Consider the following 21,416-nt stretch of genomic DNA (forward strand, 5'->3'; position numbering starts at 1 on the left):
ATGTCTTTATGGAATCGTTGTCTTGAAAGGCTTCAGCAAGATTTGCCGACTCAGCAATTTAGTATGTGGATAAGACCTTTGGTAGCGAATGAAGAGGCTGCTGCAGTGACTCTTTTTGCCCCTAATCGATTCGTTTTAGATTGGGTACGTGATAAATACATAGCTCAAATTGAAGCATTATTCGCTGAGTTTTGTGCCAATGATGCAGTACCTCAACTTAGAATAGAGGTAAAATCTGCTGCCAGCGTACAACAAAGTTATTCGCAAAATCCTGCTCCTGCCATTCATCAATCCTCAGCAGTAGAAAACAGCATTAAATCTTTACAAAAGCATCAAGCCGCTCGAAGTAACGTTAACGTCCAGGCAGATAATAGCCCGCCTAACGTTAAAATTGCGGCGTCTCATAAAAGCAATATCAATTTTAATTACAAGTTTGATAACTTCGTAGAAGGTAAATCAAACCAGTTAGCAAGAGCCGCTTCTAAGCAAGTTTCTGATAATCCAGGCAAGGCATACAATCCATTATTTATTTATGGTGGCACCGGTTTAGGTAAAACACATTTATTACACGCCGTCGGTAATGGGATTATCGATAACAAAAAAGACGCAACTGTCGTTTATATGCACTCCGAGCGATTTGTTCAAGATATGGTTAAAGCGTTGCAGAACAACGCGATTGAAGAGTTCAAACGTTATTATCGTTCGGTTGACGCATTACTGATCGATGATATTCAATTCTTTGCTAATAAAGAGCGGTCACAAGAAGAGTTTTTTCATACCTTCAATGCTTTGTTAGAGGGTAATCAGCAAATCATCCTGACTTCTGACCGTTACCCTAAAGAAATTGATGGGGTAGAGGACAGGCTTAAATCTCGGTTCGGGTGGGGACTTACAATTGCTATTGAACCCCCAGAATTGGAAACTCGGGTTGCCATTTTAATGCGTAAGGCGTTAGAGAATAAAATTGTGTTGCCAGATGAGGTGGCTTTCTTTATTGCTAAACGACTTCGATCTAATGTGAGAGAGCTTGAAGGGGCGCTTAACCGAGTCATCGCTAATGCTAATTTTACCGGCCGACCTATCACTATTGATTTTGTTCGTGAAGCGTTACGTGATTTGTTAGCGTTACAAGAAAAACTCGTCACGATAGATAATATTCAAAAAACGGTGGCTGAGTATTACAAAATCAAGATGGCGGATATTTTATCTAAGCGCAGAAGTAGAAGTGTGGCTCGGCCAAGGCAAATGGCCATGGCTTTGTCGAAAGAGTTAACCAACCACAGCTTGCCAGAAATAGGCGATGCTTTTGGCGGTAGGGACCACACAACTGTGTTGCATGCATGTAGGAAAATTGTGCAGCTTAGAGAAGAGAGTCATGATATAAAAGAAGACTATCAAAATTTAATTCGCACCTTATCTTCATAAAAAAAGTTACGAGAATTTAGATGAAATTCAGTATAAGCAGGGAAAATTTTCTACAACCGCTCCAATTAGTTTCTGGCGCTGTAGAACGCAGACACACATTACCTATTCTATCCAATGTATTGATCAAAGTAAGCGATAGTGCTTTGTGGCTAACAGGCACCGATTTGGAAGTTGAACTAATTTCAAATGTGACTTTGACGGGTGATTTTGAAGAAGGTGAAATCACAGTACCGGCCAAGAAACTGTTAGATATCATTCGTGGTTTGACTGAAGGTAGCGAGATTAGTTTTCATGTAGATGGCAACAAAGCTATCCTGCGATGTGGTCGTAGCAAATATAGTTTATCTACTCTCTCTGCGAACGATTATCCGAATCTTGAGGATTGGCAAGGGGAACTTGAATTTGAAATTTCTCAGGCAAACCTTAAGCGCCTGATTGACAGTGTTCATTTCTCAATGGCTCAACAAGATGTGCGTTATTATCTTAATGGGATGTCTTTGGAAACTGAAGACAATGTTATTCGCACAGTTGCCACAGACGGCCACAGGCTGGCTCTATGCCGCTTAAATTACACTGATGCTACATTGCCTAATCGTCAGGTAATTATCCCTCGTAAAGGGGTTATGGAGATTACTAGGCTTATTGAAGACAGCGACAAATCATTAAAGGTACAGGTGGGTTCAAACCATATACGTATTTTTTCTAATGACTTTATTTTTACCAGCAAATTGGTTGATGGACGTTTTCCAGATTATCGCCGAGTTTTACCAAAAGACGGTGACAAGAATATCATTGCTAGTAAGCTTGGCCTTAAAAATGCTTTTTCTCGTGCATCGATCCTTTCAAATGAAAAGTTCAAAGGTGTGCGCTTAAATTTATCATCTGGTGAAGTAAAAATTACTGCTAATAATCCAGAACAAGAAGAAGCCGTAGAGATTGTAGATGTAGATTATCAAGGTGGTGATCTAGAGATAGGGTTCAATGTTGCCTACCTAATTGATGTGCTCAATGCACTGAATGCTGAAGAAGTGAAATTTACCCTTGCGGATTCAAATAGTAGTGCATTAATTGAAGATGGGTCCGATGACTCTGCACTTTACGTTATAATGCCAATGAGGCTGTAGTCCTCTTTTTGTTGAATTTATTATGAAGCTGGACTCAGTCCAGATCCGCAATTTGCGAAATCTGCAGCATGTTACATTCAAACCTAGTCATGGTGTAAATTTCATCTTGGGAATCAATGGTAGTGGTAAGTCTTCAATTTTGGAGGCCATACACTACCTTGGGTTTGGCCGCTCCTTCCGTACCTCGAAACATAAAAATGTCATTCAAAACGAGCAAGAATCTTTTACTGTTTTTTGCGAGTGTCTAGAAGATAGTACGACTCAACGATTAGGCTTATCTCGCAGCATCAACGACACCGTTAGCGTCAGTATTAACGGCATAAAAGGTAATAAGGTTTCGGATTTAGCTAGTCTTTTACCCGTTCAAATATTTACTCCTCAAAGTTCCGATATTTTATTAGGGGCCCCAAAACTCCGGCGGAAATACATAGATTGGTGTTTGTTTCACGTGGAACATAGTTTCCTTACTTGCTCAAATGCTTACTCGAGATTGCTTAAACATAACAATGCACTATGTCGCAAACAACAAGTAGGGTATGCGAATCCGCAAAGAGTATATTGGACGGATTTACTTGCACAATATGGCTCGGAGCTAACAGAGTTTCGAAACGCGATGATGACGCGGCTTATCCCGTTAATTACTTCCAATCTTGCGCAATTTTTACCTGAGTTTTGTGTCGAAATCTCGTATTATAGGGGATGGGAAAAAGGTCTCGAATTAAACGAAGCCTTAACGAAGTCGGCGGACCGTGATTATAAAAATGGTTACATTAGCGTTGGTCCACATAAGGCTGACGTCAGATTTAAAATAAGTGGCAAACCTGCACATGAGGTGTTGTCTCGAGGGCAACTGAGGATGCTTGTAGCCGCTTTACAGTTAGCGACCACACAGTGTTTAATGTCCTACACACAAAAGACCTGTATTTTCTTATTAGATGATGTTGGTGCGGAATTAGACGCAGCAAAACGAGAAGTGTTTATTGATAAACTTCTTGAATCAAATACTCAACTTTTCGTTACGGCGATAGAAGAGCATCAACTAGAATTTATAGATAAATACCAAAATAAAAAAATGTTTCACGTGGAACATGGCCAGGTGAGAGAGGAGAGTTAATCAAATGGCAGAAGAGAATAAGTACGATTCGTCGAGTATTAAAGTATTAAAAGGACTGGATGCCGTACGTAAACGTCCTGGTATGTATATCGGTGATACTGACGATGGTACAGGCTTACATCACATGGTATTTGAGGTTGTAGATAACTCTATTGATGAAGCACTTGCCGGTCACTGTACTAACATCAATGTGAAAATTCATACTGATGGTTCCGTGTCAGTTAAAGATGATGGACGCGGCATACCAACTGAAATTCATGAAGAAGAGGGCGTTTCCGCAGCCGAAGTTATTATGACCGTTCTTCATGCCGGAGGTAAATTTGATGATAACTCCTATAAGGTTTCAGGTGGACTACACGGTGTTGGTGTATCAGTCGTAAACGCACTATCCCGTAAGCTTCAAATAATGATACGCCGCGCTGGTGAAGTACACGAGCAAGAGTATCAACATGGTGTACCTCAAAAGCCTCTAGAAGTTATTGGTGAGTCCGATACTACCGGCACAAGTATAAGATTTTGGCCAAGCGAAGAGACATTTACGGGGATAGAGTTTCACTACGATATTTTGGCTAAACGTCTACGTGAATTATCCTTCCTAAATTCAGGTGTTAGCATCATATTAGAAGATGAACGTGATGGTAAGAAAGATCACTTCATGTATGAAGGTGGTATTCGAGCATTCGTAGAATATTTGAATCAAAACAAAACGCCTGTTCACCAACAAGTATTCCATTTTAATAGCCAACGTGATGATGGTATTTCAGTAGAAGTTGCGCTGCAATGGAATGATTCATTCCAAGAAAATGTATTTTGTTTCACTAATAATATTCCTCAGCGCGATGGTGGGAGTCACTTAGCTGGGTTCCGTGGTGCGCTAACAAGAACACTTAATACCTTCATGGAGAAGGAAGGGCATAACAAGAAGAACAAAACCAGCGCTAGCGGTGATGATGCTAGAGAAGGATTAACTGCGGTCGTTTCAGTTAAAGTACCTGATCCAAAATTCTCGTCACAAACGAAAGATAAACTAGTATCGTCTGAAGTGCGTCCCGCCGTTGAAACGGTGATGGGCGAAAAGCTAAATGAATTCCTATTAGAAAACCCATCTGCGAGCAAAATTATTATCGGTAAGATTATCGATGCAGCACGCGCCAGAGAAGCGGCGCGAAAAGCACGTGATATGACACGCAGAAAAGGTGCGCTGGACCTCGCTGGTTTGCCAGGGAAGTTAGCAGATTGCCAAGAGAAAGACCCATCACTATCTGAATTATATATAGTGGAAGGGGACTCTGCTGGCGGTTCAGCCAAGCAGGGCAGAAACAGAAAGAACCAAGCAATCTTACCTCTTAAAGGTAAAATCCTTAACGTCGAAAAAGCACGTTTTGACAAAATGTTATCGTCTCAAGAAGTGGCAACGCTTATCACTGCATTGGGCTGCGGTATTGGGCGTGACGAATATGACCCAGAGAAGCTGCGCTATCATCGCATTATAATCATGACCGATGCTGATGTTGATGGTTCACATATTCGTACATTGTTATTGACCTTCTTTTATCGTCAAATGCCAGAAATTATTGAACGTGGCTATATTTACATCGCGCAGCCTCCTTTGTATAAAACAAAGAAAGGCAAACAGGAACAGTACCTGAAAGATGATGATTCACTCACTAAATATTTAACAGCTATTGCTTTAGACAATGCTTCAATTCACGTCAACGAAGAAGCACCTGGCTTGAGCGGTGCGTCTTTAGAGAAGCTTGTTAGCCAATATCAAAACGGTATGAAGATGATAAAACGCGTTAGTCGCGTTATGCCTGAGGTGATTCTAACCAGTCTTATTTATAGCAAAATAATTACGTTGCAAGACTTACAAGACGAAGCAAGCTTGGAAGTTGTTGCCAAGAGCTATACTGAAAGCTTAACAAGAAATGAAGTTGATGGTGCTACGTATCGTTACGAAGTTAGACTGAACAACGAGCGTAAGAACTACTATATTGCGTTGATTATTCGTCTACACGGAATCGATACTGAGTATAAAATAGATCAAGAGTTTATTGAATCAATTGAATATACACGTCTTCGCGAATTGAATGAGTCTATTAATGGGCTGATTGAAGAAGGTGGTTATGTTAAGCGAAATGATAAAGTAAAAGCAATTTCATCATTTGCCGAAGGCTTAGACTGGCTGATGGCAGAATCTAAGAAAGGTCAGTATATTCAACGCTACAAAGGATTGGGTGAGATGAACCCCGGCCAGCTTTGGGAAACGACTATGGATCCCGCATCTCGCCGTATGCTTCAAGTGAAAGTGGAAGATGCGATAGCTGCTGACCAACTGTTTACAACGCTTATGGGCGACCACGTAGAGCCAAGAAGAGCGTTCATTGAAGAAAATGCACTAAGAGTAGCGAACCTAGATGTATAGGTTTACTCTTTCATAAAGTGATATATCGATAAAAAGCCCGCTACCACTTGCGGGTTTTTTTATACTCAAAATAATATAGGCTGCAGTGGTTCAATAAAGCGAGGGATAAATCTTATGAAGAAAATTGGCATGTTAGGGGGAATGAGTTGGGAATCAACAGCTCAATATTATGAGTTAATCAATCGAGAATTAAATCGTCGCCTAGGCGGCCTACATAGCGCGAGGATAGTGTTAAATAGCGTAGACTTCAACGACATAGAACTATTACAGACAGCCGCTGAGTGGTGCAATTTGGCCGATATTCTTAGTGCAGACGCGTTGAGTCTGGAACACGCTGGAGCCGACTTTATTATTATTTGTACCAATACCATGCACAAAGTAGAGCCTGAGATTGCTGCTGCGACAAGCCTTCCAATTTTACATATTGCTGATGCTACGGGTCAGGTGCTTAAAACAGATAGGCTTAAGCGAGTGGGTTTATTAGGCACAGCATTCACAATGGAACAAGATTTCTATAAATCACGCTTAGCAACTAAATTTGGCATTGATGTGATTGTTCCTGATGATGACGATAGAGCATTTATTCATAACGTAATTTATGATGAATTATGTAAAGGCGTTATCAATGATAAGTCGAGACAAGGCTATTTAAGAATTATTGATAAACTCTACGCGAAAGGATGCGAAGGTGTTGTTTTGGGATGTACTGAAATACCGATGTTGGTAAATCAGTCGCATACACATGTTGCGCTATATGACACAACTAAAATTCACGCATTAGCAGCAGTCGATTTAGCGCTGACGAAGGAGTAGTTATATCAAGAAGTGTAAAATCATTCGTTAAATGAAAAATATTAAAGGAAGATATAGAGAGCTTGTGGCGTACGTACAATAAATATTTATCTTACAAAAATGATCAAAACGAGTTTATTTCCAACTGGGATCATAGATCTTAAAATGACCGCGGCCATTTTCTTTGACTTTATACATAGTCATATCAGCACAGGCGAGTAACTCTTTAATGTTATTGGCATGTTGTGGAGCGATAACAACACCAATACTGCCACCAATTTCACAACTTATTTCATCAGAAATTTCAATAGGGTGACTTAGACTACTCAGTGTCGATTGGGCTAACGCCCTTATTTCTTCAACATTGACACTGTTTACCACGTAAGCTGCTACAAACTCATCGCCACCCCAGCGGCTACAAAGTTCGTTTTTGCCATTAAAAACCGACTGTAAACGTTTACTCACTTCAATTAAAACCCTGTCGCCGGCGTCATGACCATAGATGTCGTTAACAGGCTTAAATTTGTCTAAATCAATCATAAAAATGACCAAACTTAAATCAAGTAAATTAACGGTTTGCAGTAGATTATCGATTTCAAATTCACCTGCGCGGCGATTCTTAAGGTGAGTTAACGCGTCATGATCAGCTTCAAAACGGGTTTTGAGCTCTTTCTCAGCCCGAGAGGTAACGTCATACATGATGACTTCAATAATAGGTCCATGATTACTAGAATCAATATCGCGCTGTTGAACTCGCTGACTAGTGATCCGTGAAAACAGACAATGAACCCATTTATTCACAGCGCCATTGTGAGACTTACATTTAAGGTCGATTGATAAGTGATTTACCGATTCTTCATTACGCATTCTAATTAGTAAACTTTCTAATTGGTTTGAGTTTTCGAAAAGATCAATGAAAGGGGTACTTTCCGAAGTGTTGGGTTGAATGTGATAGAACGCAGGATTAGCAGCTGTAACTAAGTTGTTGCTGTTAATTAAGCAAATACCAGCACTGGCTTGTTCAAATATAAGTCTAAATTTACTTTCTAACGCCTGAGTTTTTTTACGTAAATCAGTTTCGTTTTCAAGAGTGACTTTCAATTCACCCATTAGATCATTAATACCTTGAACTAATTGTCCAATTTCATCGTTATCGTGATGGATCAACGTACGCATCGTTTGCGTATTTCTCGGGTCAATCTTAAGAAAACTCGCGGTAAGGTTCTGAATAGGTTGGGTAAGTAGTTTATGTACTAAAATAGAAACGAAGAGTGCGACGATAGCTGAATAAAGTAGCAATAGTAAAGCGTCATTGGTGGCTTTTTGTCTTGCAATACTTTGAATGTAATGACGGTTTGGGTGAATTAGCAACTGCCCAATGGATTGCTCTGGAATAAAAGGATGCTGAACGTTGGTGTGAATTAAACCGTCGGTATCGGCTAGGTCACCGAAGCTTACCTTTAGACTAAGGGAATCTGTTAGTTGTGCACCAGCTATCAAGTCATTGATAACTAAGCCTTGCACTATCTCTTGCCCAAGCTCTTCGTCTTGAACATACAAAGCGATAGATGCGGTGCTACGGATAGTGGCCCCTATTTGCTCGATAAGGGCCTCAGCTTTGCTTTGTTCGCTGCTAACAGCGCTAAAATAAAGTAGCACCGATGTAATTAACGACGTACCTATAGCGCCAATAGCGATGGAAAGCGCTACTTTAATATAAATTTTGCCGCTAATATTTATCAATTTACAGAACCACCATTTATTACAATCAATATAAAATGTTGAAAAATAAGGAAAATTCTATCAAAAGGTCAGTCTATAACTTAGATACCATTACGATGGGTTTATCTATATTTGTAAAGTCTATTGAAAACTCATAGCGCCCAGTTTCCTTCGGAACAAACTTAAAATTTTCGTCCGTGGTATTACAATCTGCATTGACTGCTTCACCTAATGAAATATTTTGATCTCGATACTGGCTTTTGTAACCGCAGCTGGAGCCTGGCGTCCAATCCTTATCTGCGAATTTAAAGTCATAGGGCTGGCCATCAGCTATAAGCTCAATAGTGGTAGCATAAGTGCTACCACCTTGTTTTTTAAGTATATATTGCGGATCGGCTTCCCACCAAGTAAACACCCCTCTCAAATACAATTCAGGGAGTTGCTGAACATCTTTGTAGGGTTCTACTGTATAGCTGGCACAACCAGATAGTAGGCAAATCGCCATCAGGCTGTATAGCTGCTTGAGTTTGCTCATAGATGAGTACCTGAAACCATAATTTATCCTACTACCTTACTGTTGTTGATTCAAAATGGAAATATCGGCAACGAGTAAGAACAGCGTTCTCAACTTTGACAATAAGGCGAGGCGATTGTTTCTTACGTTCTCATCTTCTGCCATGACCATTACATTATCGAAAAACGCATCCACTTTGTTGTGTAGTGTGGCTAATTCTGTAAATACCCCTTGGTAATTAGCATCCACAACGAAAGCATTGACTGTTTCTTCTATGTCACTCATTGCGTCAGCTAATGCTGTTTCATGCTCACTTTCAAACAAACTCGAATTGATACTATTGGTATCAGTCACATTGTTCTTAGCGAGAATGTTTGCTACCCGTTTATTCGCGGAAGCAAGTGCTAACCCGGAGTCGAGACTCTTAAAAGCAGATACTGCTTCTATCCGTGCCGCGAAATCAGCAGGTTTAGTAGGGCGGCGAGCCGCTACAGCTTGAATCACATCGATATCAATATGTTGATCTTGGTACCAAGCTCTGAAGCGCCCCAAGATAAAATCAATTACTTGAGACTCTAAGTCTTCAACATGAGTTAACTTAGTGCCGAACGAGTTTATTGATGCTTGCACTAAGGCAGTGAGGTCCAGTGGTAGTTTCATTTCTACGCTAATTCGCAAAACACCAATGGCCGCACGTCTGAGCGCGAAAGGGTCTTTATCGCCTTTAGGGACCTGGCCAATACCAAATATACCTACCAGCGTATCAATTTTATCTGCTATTGCTACTGCACAACTGATGTTCGACGTGGGCAATTGGTCACCAGCGAAGCGAGGCATGTATTGTTCATTCAGTGCCAATGCGACTTTATCGTGCTCGCCATCATGTTTAGCGTAATGCATACCCATCACACCCTGAACATCAGGGAACTCCATGACCATATTGGTCATAAGATCTGTTTTTGATAGTAAACCGGCGCGTGAGGCCTGAGAGACGTCACTACTAAGCATGTTCGCGATGATGCCTGCGAGCTCAGATATGCGTTGTGACTTTTCGTATAAAGTCCCTAACTGTTTCTGAAACAACACTGTCTTCAGGCTTTCTAGACGTGATTCAAGCGTGGTCTTTTTATCGGTATTAAAGAAGAACTCCGCATCAGCCAAACGAGGTCGAATCACTTTCTCGTTGCCACTAATAATCTGCATTGGATCTTTGCTTTCAATGTTTGTCACAAACACGAATCGAGACTTTAGCTGGCCGTTTTGGTCGATAAGCGGGAAGTACTTTTGATCATCCTTCATCGTATAGATAAGGGCTTCTTTTGGAACTTCTAAGAAGGAATCGTCGAAACTCGCGGTCAATGCGACGGGCCATTCAACCAGCGCTGTAACTTCGTCCAGCAGGTCTTCATTCATATCAGCAACAGCATCTTCTTTTTGTGCTGCCGCATTAACTTGGTGACGTATTTTATCTTTACGAGCTGAAAAATCGGCTAATACGTAGTGCGCTTCAAGCTGTGCAAGGTAGTCATCGGCGTGAGATAGACTAAATTGCTTTTCGCCATGAAAGCGATGACCATTAATAACACGGTCTGAATCAATACCTAAAATATTGCCTTCAATAACATCCGCCCCAAAGAGCATAGTAACGGTATGAACAGGGCGAATAAACTGAATGGAACTGCTTCCCCAGCGCATCGCTTTAGGGATTGGCAGTTTTTTAAGGGCTCCATCAATCATGGCTGGCAACAACGAAGAGACTTGCTCGCCTTTTGCTTCGCCTTTGAACAAAAGCCACTCGCCTTTGTCGGTAGTTAACCGTTCCGCTTGCTCGACGGTAATGCCATTAGAACGAGCCCAACCTTGAGCGGCTTTCGTTGCCAGGCCTGATTCATCGAATGCCACTGACACGGCAGGACCTTTCTTTTCGATCAACTTGTCTTCTTGTTGCTCAGCCAGTCCAATGACATTGACAGCTAAGCGGCGAGGGGAGGCAAACCATTTAATCGAGGTATACTTGAGTTCAGCTGTGTCCAGCGCGCCTTGGAAGTTATCAGCGAAGGCCTGAGCCAATTTACCCAGTGCTTTAGGTGGTAATTCTTCGGTACCAATTTCAACCAATAGATTTTCGTAACGCATGAATTAAGCCTCCTTCTTACACATTGGAAATCCAAGCTTTTCTCGTGCTTGATAATAAGCCTCTGCACAGGCTTTTGAGAGCGTACGAACACGCAGTATGTAACGTTGACGCTCTGTTACTGAGATGGCGTGGCGGGCATCTAACAGGTTAAACGCGTGAGATGCTTTCATCACCTGCTCGTATGCAGGTAGAGGTAATCCAGCTTCAATCATCTTCTGACTTTCTTTTTCGCAGTGATCAAACATACCGAACAACGCATCTACGTCAGCATACTCAAAATTATAAGTAGACTGTTCAACTTCGTTTTGATGGAAAACATCACCATAGGTGACTTTGCCCATAGGGCCGTCAGTCCAAACGAGATCATAAATACTGTCTACACCTTGAATGTACATAGCAAGACGCTCTAAACCGTAGGTGATTTCGCCAGTAACAGGCGAACATTCAATCCCTCCAACCTGTTGGAAATAAGTAAATTGAGTGACTTCCATACCATTTAGCCAAACTTCCCAGCCAAGACCCCAAGCACCCAGGGTGGGGGATTCCCAATTATCTTCCACAAAGCGAATATCATGCACTAACGGATCGAAGCCTAGCTCTTTTAATGAGCCCAAATAGAGTTCTTGAATATTACTGGGTGATGGTTTCAACATGACCTGAAATTGGTAGTAATGTTGTAATCTGTTTGGGTTCTCACCATATCGGCCATCTGTGGGTCGACGACATGGTTGAACATAAGCACTGCTAATTGGTTCAGGACCAATAGAGCGTAAAAATGTCATGGGATGGAAAGTACCTGCGCCAACTTCCATATCGAGAGGTTGAATTATTACGCACCCTTGTCTTGCCCAGTAGTCTTGGAGTGATAAGATCAGTCCTTGGAAGGTTTTACTATCAAACTTATTCATTAATTGCTGCCACAAAATAATCCGAAAAAACGCCGGATAGTATACCTGCTGCGCATCGATGAATGTAGGTTAAATAACCATATTAATACGCTATTGAGCGTTTAAAGGCCGAAAAATGCAACATATACGCTGTGCATGGGTTTCACAGGATCCCATATATCAAGAATATCACGACAAAGTTTGGGGTCGCCCAGTAAGAAACAAATATGAGCTTTTCGCTAAATTATGCCTAGACGGCCAACAAGCTGGTTTAAGCTGGATAACTATTCTAAAAAAACAGCAAAACTATTATCAAGCCTTTCATCAATTTGACCCGCAACGCATCAGTGAAATGACAGAAGATGATGTTGAGCGCTTAATGCAAGATAAAGGGATCGTTAGAAACAGACTTAAGATAAATTCAATTATTAAGAATGCTAAGGGGTTTCTCGAAATAGAACGTGAAGGCACTGACTTTTCAGAATTCATTTGGTCTTTTGTCGCAAACGAACCGATCATAAACGCTTGGGCTGAGAAAAGTCAGGTTCCTAATACTTCTAACGAATCTGATGCGATGGCCAAGGCCTTGAAAAAGCGCGGCTTTTCATTCGTGGGAAGCACTATTTGTTACGCATTTATGCAAGCCGTTGGGTTGGTTAATGACCACACCCAAGACTGCTTTTGTTACCCAGTTAATGAAAAGAGATAAAAAGAAAACGGTTAAGAGCGTTTAAGGTGTAAACGCTCTTAACTTGGTTACGTCTTCCAAGATCTGGCTTTCTAATTCCCTTTCTAATGCTTCGCGAGCAATATCCTGAGTTTTACGTTCAAGCGCAGAAAGCTTATCTCTTGCTTCATGCGTAGGTAAGTCACTCACTTTCACATATAGCGCGTACAAACCAGGGTAGCGGGTCTCGTAATCTGGTTTATCGTCAATGGGTAAGCTCTCATGCAAATGATATAAGCGAATGCTTCCCTCTGATAGATTGCATTGTTGCTGCTCAACAGCCATGGAAATGGTATGGATACTTTCCATAAGCCGCTCTACTCGTTGTTGTTTCGTTCGAGCCATTTTTTTGTTTTGCTTGTTGAGCATAAACAATAACTTGCCAGCATAGAATGCTAATGACGCAATAATAACGAAGGCAACAAGGATCAGTAAAATAGTGATAGAACTCATATAAGAACTTACTTGAATTTGTTTATATCAATAGATTCAAATTGATCATAAAGATCATCGTCAGTTGAGTTTTCGCTGTTGCCTGCATTGGCCGTACTGTCATCATCATTGGATATGCCCAGTAAATCACACAGCTCTTGATGTCGAGTCGTTAATTTATTGACAAATGCTCGCTCTTCGCGGCTTAACGCCGTATCAGAATCGAGTTTTTCTAGCAGCATACCGAAACGTTCGTTCTGTTCAATGCTTTCTAACTCTTGAGCAGGTGAGAAGAACTTAGGTTTGGTAATTTTGGCTTTAGGCTTGTCATCAACAATTAAGGGTATCGGCTTCTTGCTGCCAACCCTTGGGTCTTTTTGCACTTTGCTTGGTTTGCTTTGTGAGCTTGTTTGCTCAGGGTTGTTACGGGTTCCAGAGGGCTTACCTAAGGTTTTTTTATTACGTTTTGGGCTTGCCGGCGCTGGTTTACGATTAGCTTTCGGTGCTAACGGGGTACCGATTTGACCGATTTTGCGTGACTTCTTTTTTCTAGGCATTTTAACCTCCACAATATTTGTGCGGATTTTACCTTAAATTAGACTGGTTAAATATGGCTCGGTATCGATGGAGCGAAATTTAGATAAGAAAAAGGGCGATAGCATAGCTATCGCCCTTCGTATCATAGATGTGTCTTGCGACACGAATCCCGACATTTGTTCTTCCTGAACAGTGAATGGTGGTCCTTCATGTTTTCACTTTTTATTTATTTTAACGAAAACAGAATATAGTTTTAGGTCTTCCTGACACTTTATTATTATCGTCCTTGCCTTTTCACCAAAGGCACTAAGTTTTAGCACTGCTTGCTAATTATCTTCCGTGAGCAAACGTTCGTTTGCAGTCCATGTTGTTTTTCTGGGAACAGAGAATACATGATAACCAATATTTTACAACTCATTTACATAGTATTCTGTTATTACTTTTGTATTTTATGTCTTCAATACAAAAAAAACGACCCAGAAGGGTCGTTTTGATTACCTAATAAAGGCCTGAAATATATTTAGACAACACGTCAATATCTTGGTCGGTTAAGCGTTTCGCTATGTCCTCCATCATGCCGTTATGTGAGTTAGCACGTTGACCTGATCTAAAAGCTTCTAATTGGGCTTTAAGGTACGTTGTGTGTTGTCCACTAATATCAGGGAACCCTGATAAGCTGGTACCATTACCTCTAGGACCATGACACGCTGTGCATGCAGTAATACCACGATCTAAATCACCACCGCGATAAAGTTTACTGCCTGCGGCAATCGCATCTTCAGGCGTTTCGCCTTCAGAAGGTGTTTGGCTTTCAAAATAAGCGGCAATATCTAACATGTCCTGCTCAGACAGCACACCAGCCATGCCATTCATCACGGCATTATTGCGTCCTTCTTTACCACCTGTTTGTGAAGCAAGTTTAAATTCTTTTAACTGTTTAACAAGATAACCAGCATGTTGACCGGCTAATTTGGGGTTCATATCAATCATGCTGTTTCCGTCAGCACCATGACAAGCACCACAAGATGCAGACTTCGTTTTACCTGCTTCAACATCACCGGCTGCCATTGCACTAGCAGATAAACCTAAAAAAACGCTAACTAACAAACCCATCATTTTCATATTCTTTCTCATTAAGCTGCTGATTAATTGACCATTATCAGAATAGTAACTGCGTATTTTACACATTTACAGCGTCAGTAAAATATATTCCACAGGATTAGCGCAATATTATACGACATAACAACCACTTTCGATTCGTATTTACCTGATATAATGAGCTTATCAATAAAGGTAATGATCAAAAATCGTTTTATTACTAGGAGCAAGTGTGAGTCATTATAGTCAAGCCAAGTTTAATTTAAGCGCGCCAGATATTAGCCACCTAAGTGCAGACCAAGGGATTGAAGTCGCTTTTGCTGGACGTTCAAATGCGGGTAAGTCTAGTGCGCTTAATCGTTTGACACGGCAAAAGAGCTTAGCCCGCACCAGTAAAACGCCGGGACGCACGCAATTAATTAACGTTTTCGATTTAGACGAAGATCGACGCTTAATTGATTTGCCGGGTTACGGTTATGCAAAAGTACCAATGGCCATCAAACTGAAGTGGCAGAAATCTTTAGGGGAATACCTACAAAAACGCGAAAGCCTAAAAGGACTTGTTGTATTAATGGACATTCGTCACCCTTTCAAAGATTTAGACCAAGAGTTGATTCAATGGGCTGTCGCAGCAGATTTGCCAGTGTTAGGTTTACTTACTAAAGCGGATAAACTCAAATCAGGTAAGCGTAAAGCACAGCTGCTGATGGCGAGAGAAGCCTCTCTTGCTTTTTGTGGTGATGTGACGATCCATCTGTTTTCGTCATTAAACGGATTAGGCTTAGATAACTGTGAACGAGTGCTAGATAAGTGGTTTGGATATGCTCAAGATGAAGAGCTAGAGCAAGAATAAAGACCAAAAAAAAACCTTGTCAATTGACAAGGTTTTTCACATCTAGAACACACACGATAATAAGAGCGCAATTGTTGACATAAGTTCAATGTTTTACGATTTAATTCAGTTTTATCTTAGCGGAGTGAAAATAGTCAGATTTTCAGAGATGTTTGCGCTGTACATGAGGCGGATTTTCATGCGCCCATAAAAAAACCCCAGCAAATTGCTGGGGTCGAAGCAAAGGTCTGAAAATACATACCTCTGTACCCTACATCACAGATATTAGCAAAGTTCATTAAAATGCCAACCGCTTTATGTAATTAAATTACATAAAGCGCTTATTTTTTGTGTTTCTGGAGTGCTGACTAGTGAGCTTGGTCCCAATTTTCGCCAACTCCTGCTTCGACAATAAGCGGTACGTCTAATGAAACTGCTTTTTCCATAAGGTCAACGATAGTATTTTTATCATTTTCTACGTTTTGTTCTTTTATTTCAAAAATAAGCTCATCGTGAACTTGCATTATCATACGCGTTTGATCGCTTGGTAACGTGTCAATCCAGGCATCCACTTTCAACATAGCTTTTTTAATAATGTCGGCAGCTGTGCCTTGCATTGGGGCGTTAATCGCGGCTCTTTCTGCGCCTTTGCGGCGCAACCCATTACTCGCATTAATATCAGGTAGGTAGAGGCGACGACCAAATACAGTAGACACATAACCATTTTCTTTCGCGACAATACGGGAGTCTTCCATGTACTTAAGCACGCCAGGATAACGTTCAAAGTAAAGATCCATATAATGTTGGGCATCATGGCGAGATACATTGAGTTGCTTCGACAGACCGAAAGCTGACATTCCGTAAATCAACCCAAAATTAATAGCCTTGGCGTTGCGTCTCTGTTCTGTGGTCACTTCCGTTAGCGAAACGTTAAACACTTCTGCCGCTGTGGCAGTATGTATATCTTTACCTTGAGAAAAGGCCTTCAATAACCCTTCATCTTGGGAAAGGTGCGCCATAATTCTAAGTTCTATTTGGGAGTAATCTGCAGCAACTATTTTGTACCCAGGACGAGCAATAAACGCTTGCCTTACTCTGCGTCCTTGTTCCGTTCTAATTGGAATATTCTGCAAATTGGGTTCGGTAGAAGACAGGCGCCCCGTAGCAGTGATGGCTTGATGATATGAAGTATGCACACGGCCACTACGCGGGTTTATCATCTTAGGAAGCTTATCTGTATAGGTGTTCTTCAACTTACTTAACACTCTAAATTCCATTAATAATTTAGGTAGCGGGTATGTAAGTGCTAACTCCTGTAAAACTTCCTCAGAAGTAGAGGGGGCGCCTTTAGGCGTTTTCTTCAACACCGGAAGACTTAGTTTATTAAACAGAATTTCTTGCAATTGCTTCGTTGAACCCAAGTTGAACTCTTCACCTGCTAATTCGTAAACTTCGCGCTCTAGCTGCATGATCCTTGTAGCAAGATCTTGACTTTGTTGACTGAGTTTTTGACTATCAATTAATACGCCAAACTGCTCCATTTTAGCCAGCACGGTCGCTAAAGGTACTTCTATTTCGGTCAGGACCGACGCTAGCTCGGGCGTTTGATGTAGCTTTTGCCAAATATGGTTGTGCAATCTCAAGGTGATATCGGCATCTTCGGCTGCATAATGCGCAGCCTGATCTAATGGAATCTGATTAAAGGTCAGCTGTTTCGCCCCTTTGCCGGCAATATCCTCAAAATGAACTGTTGATAAACCTAAGTAGTATTGCGCTAAGCTGTCCATATCATGGCGTGTTGCGACACTGTTTAGCACATATGACTCAAGCATGGTGTCGTAAGCAATACCTTGCAGATTAATGTCATAGTTCGCGAGTACATTTTTGTCGTATTTTAAATGTTGTCCAACTTTGGCTTTGCTTTTGTCTTCTAGTAAAGGTTTGAACAAAGCTAAAACTGCACTGCGATCTAGCTGCTGTGGGGCATCTACATAATCATGTGCTAAAGGAAGGTAAGCCGCGTCGCCCTCTTCAATACAAAATGACATACCGACCAACTCAGCCTGCATATAATTCAAACTTGTGGTTTCTGTATCAAAAGCAAATAGGTCAGCCTGTTGTAACTTAGCGAACCATTTTTCAAGTGCGTCTTGCGTGAGTATTGTTTGGTAAGTGACTTGAACCTCTGATTTAGTGGATTGCTCGTCACTGGCTGACATTGCTTGTTCTGTTTCAGCTCCATTATTCAAAGCATCAGTTGCATCTTTAAGCCAACGTTTAAATTCAAGTTCTGCGAATAGCTCCTTCAATACACTATAGTCAGCCGCGACGGGTGATAGGCTCGTGGGGTTACAATCCATTTCCACATCTAACTTGATTGTCGCCAATGTATAAGACAAGCGCGCTTGCTCTTCATATTCGCGCATCTTGTCTGCCATTTTCTTAGCCCCACGAAAATCTAACGAGGCAATTTTATCAAGGTTTTCGTATATGTCGTTGATGCTGCCAATACCTTGGAGTAGGCCCAATGCACTTTTATCGCCTACACCTGGTACGCCAGGAATATTGTCTACTTTGTCGCCTTTTAGAGCGAGAAAATCGATGACTAATTCTGGAGGAATGCCAAATTTCTCGACCACGCCTTGTGGATCCATCACATGATTGTTCATCGTATTAATCAGGGTTACGTGCTCATTAACCAACTGCGCCATGTCTTTATCACCCGTACTAATAAGCGTAGGGATCCCCAGTTTGCTGGCTTGATCAGCTAATGTGCCGATCACGTCATCAGCTTCAACACCTGACTCCACAATAATAGGTAGGCCCATCGCCCTAATGATCTTATGCAAAGGTTCAATTTGGCTGCGCAGTTCTTCAGGCATGGAGGGACGATTAGCCTTATATTCCTTATAAATATCATCCCTAAATGTTTTACCTTTAGCATCAAATACAACTGCCATATGCGTAGGGCTAAACTGCTTGATCAAGCTACGCAACATATTAATCACGCCGTAGATCGCGCCGGTATCTTGACCTTTAGAATTAGTCAAAGGGGGCATGCCGTGAAAAGCACGAAATAAATAAGATGATCCGTCGACTAATATAAACGGGTTATTGGGAATGACGGGCGTAGTAGCAGGATCAGTATTGCTCATATGGTATTTTTCTCAGGAATTAAGTAAACGCGTAAAGGATGCCACACACAGCACTATTCATCCATGCAGAGATCCGATCAATTTGTGGATAACTCTGTTGAATAAATTTTTCGATGAAGAGTAAACGGATCGTTAGGGATCAAGTTAACGATCCACAGCCCTTGAATTTATTGGGGTGAAATTAATTACTTCAGGCAAAATGTAACTACTTAAGAGAATTTACCGATGTGGATAACATTATTAATAAATATTCGGTGCTATCCAAAGGGGATGAAGACTTTACACGTAATTTAATGGAGAGGAAAGGTTAAATGTTAAACTATTTTTGTCTGAAAATAATACAGTTTTGATGTCGATAAGTATAAGGCAGGAATAGTAAGGGATAGCGGTTTGTTTGATTACAATTTATTAACATTATGGTCCGTACACTTAGCTGATAACCTACAACAAAGTTATTTCGGTCTCTTTGTTTATGTGGACTGGGAAAATTTGTTACTAAATTGTTGGTTTTCCTGCTGCGGACTTGTAGAGCCCTAATCTTATTGAGGAGTGTTTAAGTCAATACATAGAATAAGTAGTTGCCCTGTATTCTCCATATCAGTTCAGAAATACCTGTGTTGCCTAAGTCTTTGCTAATGCTCATAAAAGGCAGTTTGTACTATTATTCGGCTTTGTGTATTGCTTTTGAATTTATTGGGGCGGACAATCACCTCATATCCCTTGGTAAATAAAAAGATTAAGAAAGACTACTAATGCTGGTATTTTTTAAGCGCACTGGCGTGCGTATTTTAGTTGGTAAAAGTTAAGCGATGCAATACCGAACGATAATTCGGATCTTAGGCCTACTTGTTGCGTTGTTTAGTGTGACTATGATCCCACCTGCCATCATTTCATTGTACTTTAAAGATGGCAGTGGACTTCCGTTTTTCCTTGCCTTTCTGCTGTGCTTAGGCACAGGGCTGATGTTTTGGTATCCAAACCGGCTTCATCGCAGAGATTTGCGCGCTAAGGAAGGATTTTTAATAGTTGTACTTTTTTGGACCGTTCTAGCAAGTTTCGGTGCGTTACCGTTGCTTCTACTGGAACAACCTGAAATGTCGGTTTCAGACGCGTTCTTTGAGGCGTTTTCAGGTCTAACGACGACTGGGGCGACGGTGATCCAAGGGATCGACTATTTACCTAAAGCGGTGCAGTTTTACAGACAACAACTCCAATGGTTAGGTGGGATGGGGATCATCGTACTGGCAGTTGCTATTCTTCCTATTCTTGGCGTCGGTGGGATGCAGCTGTACCGAGCTGAAACGCCCGGGCCAGTGAAAGATTCAAAAATGACACCTCGCATCGCAGATACTGCCAAGCACTTGTGGTACATCTATCTAACGTTAACGATTTGTTGTGGTGTGGCCTATTGGTTTGCTGGTATGAATTGGTTTGACGCCCTTTGTCATGCATTTTCAACCGTGGCGATAGGTGGCTTCTCAAATTATGACGCAAGTATTGGTTATTTTGATAGTCCTTGGATTAACATCGTCTGCGTTATATTTCTGTGGATAGCAGCGCTAAATTTCGCCCTGCATTATGCTGCTGCCAGTGGCAGAACCTTAATGGGTTATTTTTATGATCCTGAGCTACGTGCGTTCTTTTTAATTCAGTTTGTACTGGTCGCTGTGTATTTTTTCGTACTAATGAAATTCAGTTGGTTTGATGGTGCAGGGATCGCCTTTGACCAAGCATTAATTCAATCTGTCTCATTCAGTACTACCGCAGGTTTCGCCACTACCGACTTTTCACATTGGCCGGCTTTTTTACCAATTATGTTAATTTTTTCAAGCTTCATAGGTGGGTGTGCAGGTTCAACTGGAGGCGGCCTAAAGGTCGTACGCGTATTGCTACTTTTCTTACAAGGTAAACGAGAGGTTGACCGCTTGATTCATCCTAAGGCCGTTTATACCGTAAAACTAGGAGATCGAGCCTTGCCTGATAGGGTAGTAGAAGCGGTATGGGGATTCTTTTCTGCATATGCGATGATTTTCGTTATCATTATGGTCTGTCTTATTGCTACTGGGATGGATGATGTATCCGCTTTTACTGCGACCGCTGCAACCTTGAATAACTTAGGCCCTGGTTTAGGTACTGTGTCCGGTTCATTTGCTGATGTGTCTGATACAGGAAAATGGCTACTTATTTTAGCCATGCTATTTGGGCGGTTAGAGGTATTTTCGCTTCTTGTACTGTTCTCGCCAACTTTTTGGCGCAGTTAATCTTTACTCCAATAGATAATTCACCGGTGCACTTTCAAGTTTTAGCTACACAGAGTCAGTCCTTTTAAAATTGGTCCGAAGGCAAAGCCCTAGCGTGTTTTGTACTACGTTCTCAGTATTGGAATGGGAAATAAAGCGCTTACTTGCACCCCATGCATAAAAAAAGCTACTCGCCGTTAAGTCGAGTAGCCGTTGAATGCTAAAAAGGGCAGCTTCACGCTGCCATATTTCGTT

Annotated in this window: 16 protein-coding genes; 8 read left to right on the forward strand and 8 right to left on the reverse strand. The window is 41.3% G+C overall.

The features are described from left to right. The 5 genes from dnaA to AC0VYA_RS00025 all read left to right on the forward strand — a co-directional run bounded on the left by dnaA (nt 1) and on the right by AC0VYA_RS00025 (nt 6,901). The gene (dnaA, locus tag AC0VYA_RS00005) at nt 1-1,425 is read left to right on the forward strand and encodes a chromosomal replication initiator protein DnaA (RefSeq protein ID WP_011572953.1); all 1,425 of its coding nucleotides are present in this window, start codon (nt 1-3) and stop codon (nt 1,423-1,425) included. A 20-nt stretch (nt 1,426-1,445) separates the two neighbouring features. Next, nucleotides 1,446-2,549, forward strand: coding sequence for a DNA polymerase III subunit beta (gene dnaN, locus AC0VYA_RS00010; protein WP_011572954.1), 1,104 nt, complete (start codon nt 1,446-1,448; stop codon nt 2,547-2,549). Between the two features lie 22 nt (nt 2,550-2,571). Continuing rightward, nucleotides 2,572-3,663, forward strand: a complete 1,092-nt coding sequence (gene recF / locus AC0VYA_RS00015; protein ID WP_475489668.1) for a DNA replication/repair protein RecF — start codon at nt 2,572-2,574, stop codon at nt 3,661-3,663. A gap of 4 nt (nt 3,664-3,667) precedes the next feature. Further along, the gene (gene gyrB, locus AC0VYA_RS00020) at nt 3,668-6,088 is read left to right on the forward strand and encodes a DNA topoisomerase (ATP-hydrolyzing) subunit B (RefSeq protein ID WP_011572956.1); all 2,421 of its coding nucleotides are present in this window, start codon (nt 3,668-3,670) and stop codon (nt 6,086-6,088) included. A gap of 114 nt (nt 6,089-6,202) precedes the next feature. Beyond that, nucleotides 6,203-6,901, forward strand: a complete 699-nt coding sequence (locus AC0VYA_RS00025; RefSeq protein ID WP_475489669.1) for an aspartate/glutamate racemase family protein — start codon at nt 6,203-6,205, stop codon at nt 6,899-6,901. A 114-nt stretch (nt 6,902-7,015) separates the two neighbouring features. On the opposite strand, the gene AC0VYA_RS00030 is transcribed toward AC0VYA_RS00025, so the two are convergent. From AC0VYA_RS00030 to glyQ, 4 genes are all read right to left on the reverse strand, one after another. Then, nucleotides 7,016-8,623, reverse strand: a complete 1,608-nt coding sequence (locus tag AC0VYA_RS00030) for a diguanylate cyclase domain-containing protein (RefSeq protein WP_473477205.1) — start codon at nt 8,621-8,623, stop codon at nt 7,016-7,018. Between the two features lie 73 nt (nt 8,624-8,696). Next, the gene (locus tag AC0VYA_RS00035; protein WP_011572959.1) at nt 8,697-9,137 is read right to left on the reverse strand and encodes an early set domain-containing protein; all 441 of its coding nucleotides are present in this window, start codon (nt 9,135-9,137) and stop codon (nt 8,697-8,699) included. Between the two features lie 36 nt (nt 9,138-9,173). Then, nucleotides 9,174-11,252, reverse strand: coding sequence for a glycine--tRNA ligase subunit beta (gene glyS, locus AC0VYA_RS00040; RefSeq protein WP_475489670.1), 2,079 nt, complete (start codon nt 11,250-11,252; stop codon nt 9,174-9,176). 3 nt (nt 11,253-11,255) lie between these two features. Next, nucleotides 11,256-12,161, reverse strand: a complete 906-nt coding sequence (gene glyQ, locus AC0VYA_RS00045; RefSeq protein WP_008305116.1) for a glycine--tRNA ligase subunit alpha — start codon at nt 12,159-12,161, stop codon at nt 11,256-11,258. A 115-nt stretch (nt 12,162-12,276) separates the two neighbouring features. Here glyQ and AC0VYA_RS00050 point away from each other — a divergent pair, with 115 nt between their 5' ends. After that, nucleotides 12,277-12,849, forward strand: coding sequence for a DNA-3-methyladenine glycosylase I (locus tag AC0VYA_RS00050; RefSeq protein WP_475489671.1), 573 nt, complete (start codon nt 12,277-12,279; stop codon nt 12,847-12,849). A gap of 21 nt (nt 12,850-12,870) precedes the next feature. Here AC0VYA_RS00050 and AC0VYA_RS00055 read toward each other — a convergent pair whose 3' ends face one another. The 3 genes from AC0VYA_RS00055 to AC0VYA_RS00065 form a co-directional block, all read right to left on the reverse strand. Continuing rightward, nucleotides 12,871-13,320, reverse strand: a complete 450-nt coding sequence (locus AC0VYA_RS00055; RefSeq protein WP_475489672.1) for a DUF2489 domain-containing protein — start codon at nt 13,318-13,320, stop codon at nt 12,871-12,873. A gap of 8 nt (nt 13,321-13,328) precedes the next feature. Beyond that, nucleotides 13,329-13,856, reverse strand: a complete 528-nt coding sequence (gene yihI, locus AC0VYA_RS00060; protein ID WP_475489673.1) for a Der GTPase-activating protein YihI — start codon at nt 13,854-13,856, stop codon at nt 13,329-13,331. 478 nt (nt 13,857-14,334) lie between these two features. Beyond that, nucleotides 14,335-14,958: a c-type cytochrome gene (locus tag AC0VYA_RS00065; RefSeq protein WP_475489674.1), complete on the reverse strand. Its 624-nt coding sequence runs from the start codon at nt 14,956-14,958 to the stop codon at nt 14,335-14,337. A gap of 208 nt (nt 14,959-15,166) precedes the next feature. Between AC0VYA_RS00065 and yihA the strand changes: the two genes are divergently transcribed. Continuing rightward, a complete protein-coding gene (gene yihA / locus AC0VYA_RS00070; protein ID WP_011572965.1) occupies nt 15,167-15,787 on the forward strand; it encodes a ribosome biogenesis GTP-binding protein YihA/YsxC in 621 nt (206 codons plus the stop codon). A 347-nt stretch (nt 15,788-16,134) separates the two neighbouring features. On the opposite strand, the gene polA is transcribed toward yihA, so the two are convergent. Beyond that, complete coding sequence (polA, locus tag AC0VYA_RS00075) at nt 16,135-18,921, reverse strand: DNA polymerase I (protein ID WP_475489675.1); 2,787 nt, start codon at nt 18,919-18,921, stop codon at nt 16,135-16,137. Between the two features lie 809 nt (nt 18,922-19,730). Between polA and AC0VYA_RS00080 the strand changes: the two genes are divergently transcribed. Beyond that, complete coding sequence (locus AC0VYA_RS00080; RefSeq protein WP_011572967.1) at nt 19,731-21,182, forward strand: TrkH family potassium uptake protein; 1,452 nt, start codon at nt 19,731-19,733, stop codon at nt 21,180-21,182. Nucleotides 21,183-21,416: the final 234 nt, after the last annotated feature.

This window comes from Paraglaciecola sp. QJM3NY_14 (genome assembly GCF_056173245.1).

Coding starts and splice junctions, on each gene's coding strand:
- AC0VYA_RS00035 (WP_011572959.1), bottom strand. CDS start 9,137: ATGAGCAAACTCAAGCAGCTATACAGCCTGATGGCGATTTGCCTACTA.
- polA (WP_475489675.1), bottom strand. CDS start 18,921: ATGAGCAATACTGATCCTGCTACTACGCCCGTCATTCCCAATAACCCG.
- yihI (WP_475489673.1), bottom strand. CDS start 13,856: ATGCCTAGAAAAAAGAAGTCACGCAAAATCGGTCAAATCGGTACCCCG.
- AC0VYA_RS00050 (WP_475489671.1), top strand. CDS start 12,277: ATGCAACATATACGCTGTGCATGGGTTTCACAGGATCCCATATATCAA.
- glyQ (WP_008305116.1), bottom strand. CDS start 12,161: ATGAATAAGTTTGATAGTAAAACCTTCCAAGGACTGATCTTATCACTC.
- dnaA (WP_011572953.1), top strand. CDS start 1: ATGTCTTTATGGAATCGTTGTCTTGAAAGGCTTCAGCAAGATTTGCCG.
- AC0VYA_RS00065 (WP_475489674.1), bottom strand. CDS start 14,958: ATGAAAATGATGGGTTTGTTAGTTAGCGTTTTTTTAGGTTTATCTGCT.
- AC0VYA_RS00025 (WP_475489669.1), top strand. CDS start 6,203: ATGAAGAAAATTGGCATGTTAGGGGGAATGAGTTGGGAATCAACAGCT.
- AC0VYA_RS00080 (WP_011572967.1), top strand. CDS start 19,731: ATGCAATACCGAACGATAATTCGGATCTTAGGCCTACTTGTTGCGTTG.
- dnaN (WP_011572954.1), top strand. CDS start 1,446: ATGAAATTCAGTATAAGCAGGGAAAATTTTCTACAACCGCTCCAATTA.
- recF (WP_475489668.1), top strand. CDS start 2,572: ATGAAGCTGGACTCAGTCCAGATCCGCAATTTGCGAAATCTGCAGCAT.
- AC0VYA_RS00055 (WP_475489672.1), bottom strand. CDS start 13,320: ATGAGTTCTATCACTATTTTACTGATCCTTGTTGCCTTCGTTATTATT.
- gyrB (WP_011572956.1), top strand. CDS start 3,668: ATGGCAGAAGAGAATAAGTACGATTCGTCGAGTATTAAAGTATTAAAA.
- glyS (WP_475489670.1), bottom strand. CDS start 11,252: ATGCGTTACGAAAATCTATTGGTTGAAATTGGTACCGAAGAATTACCA.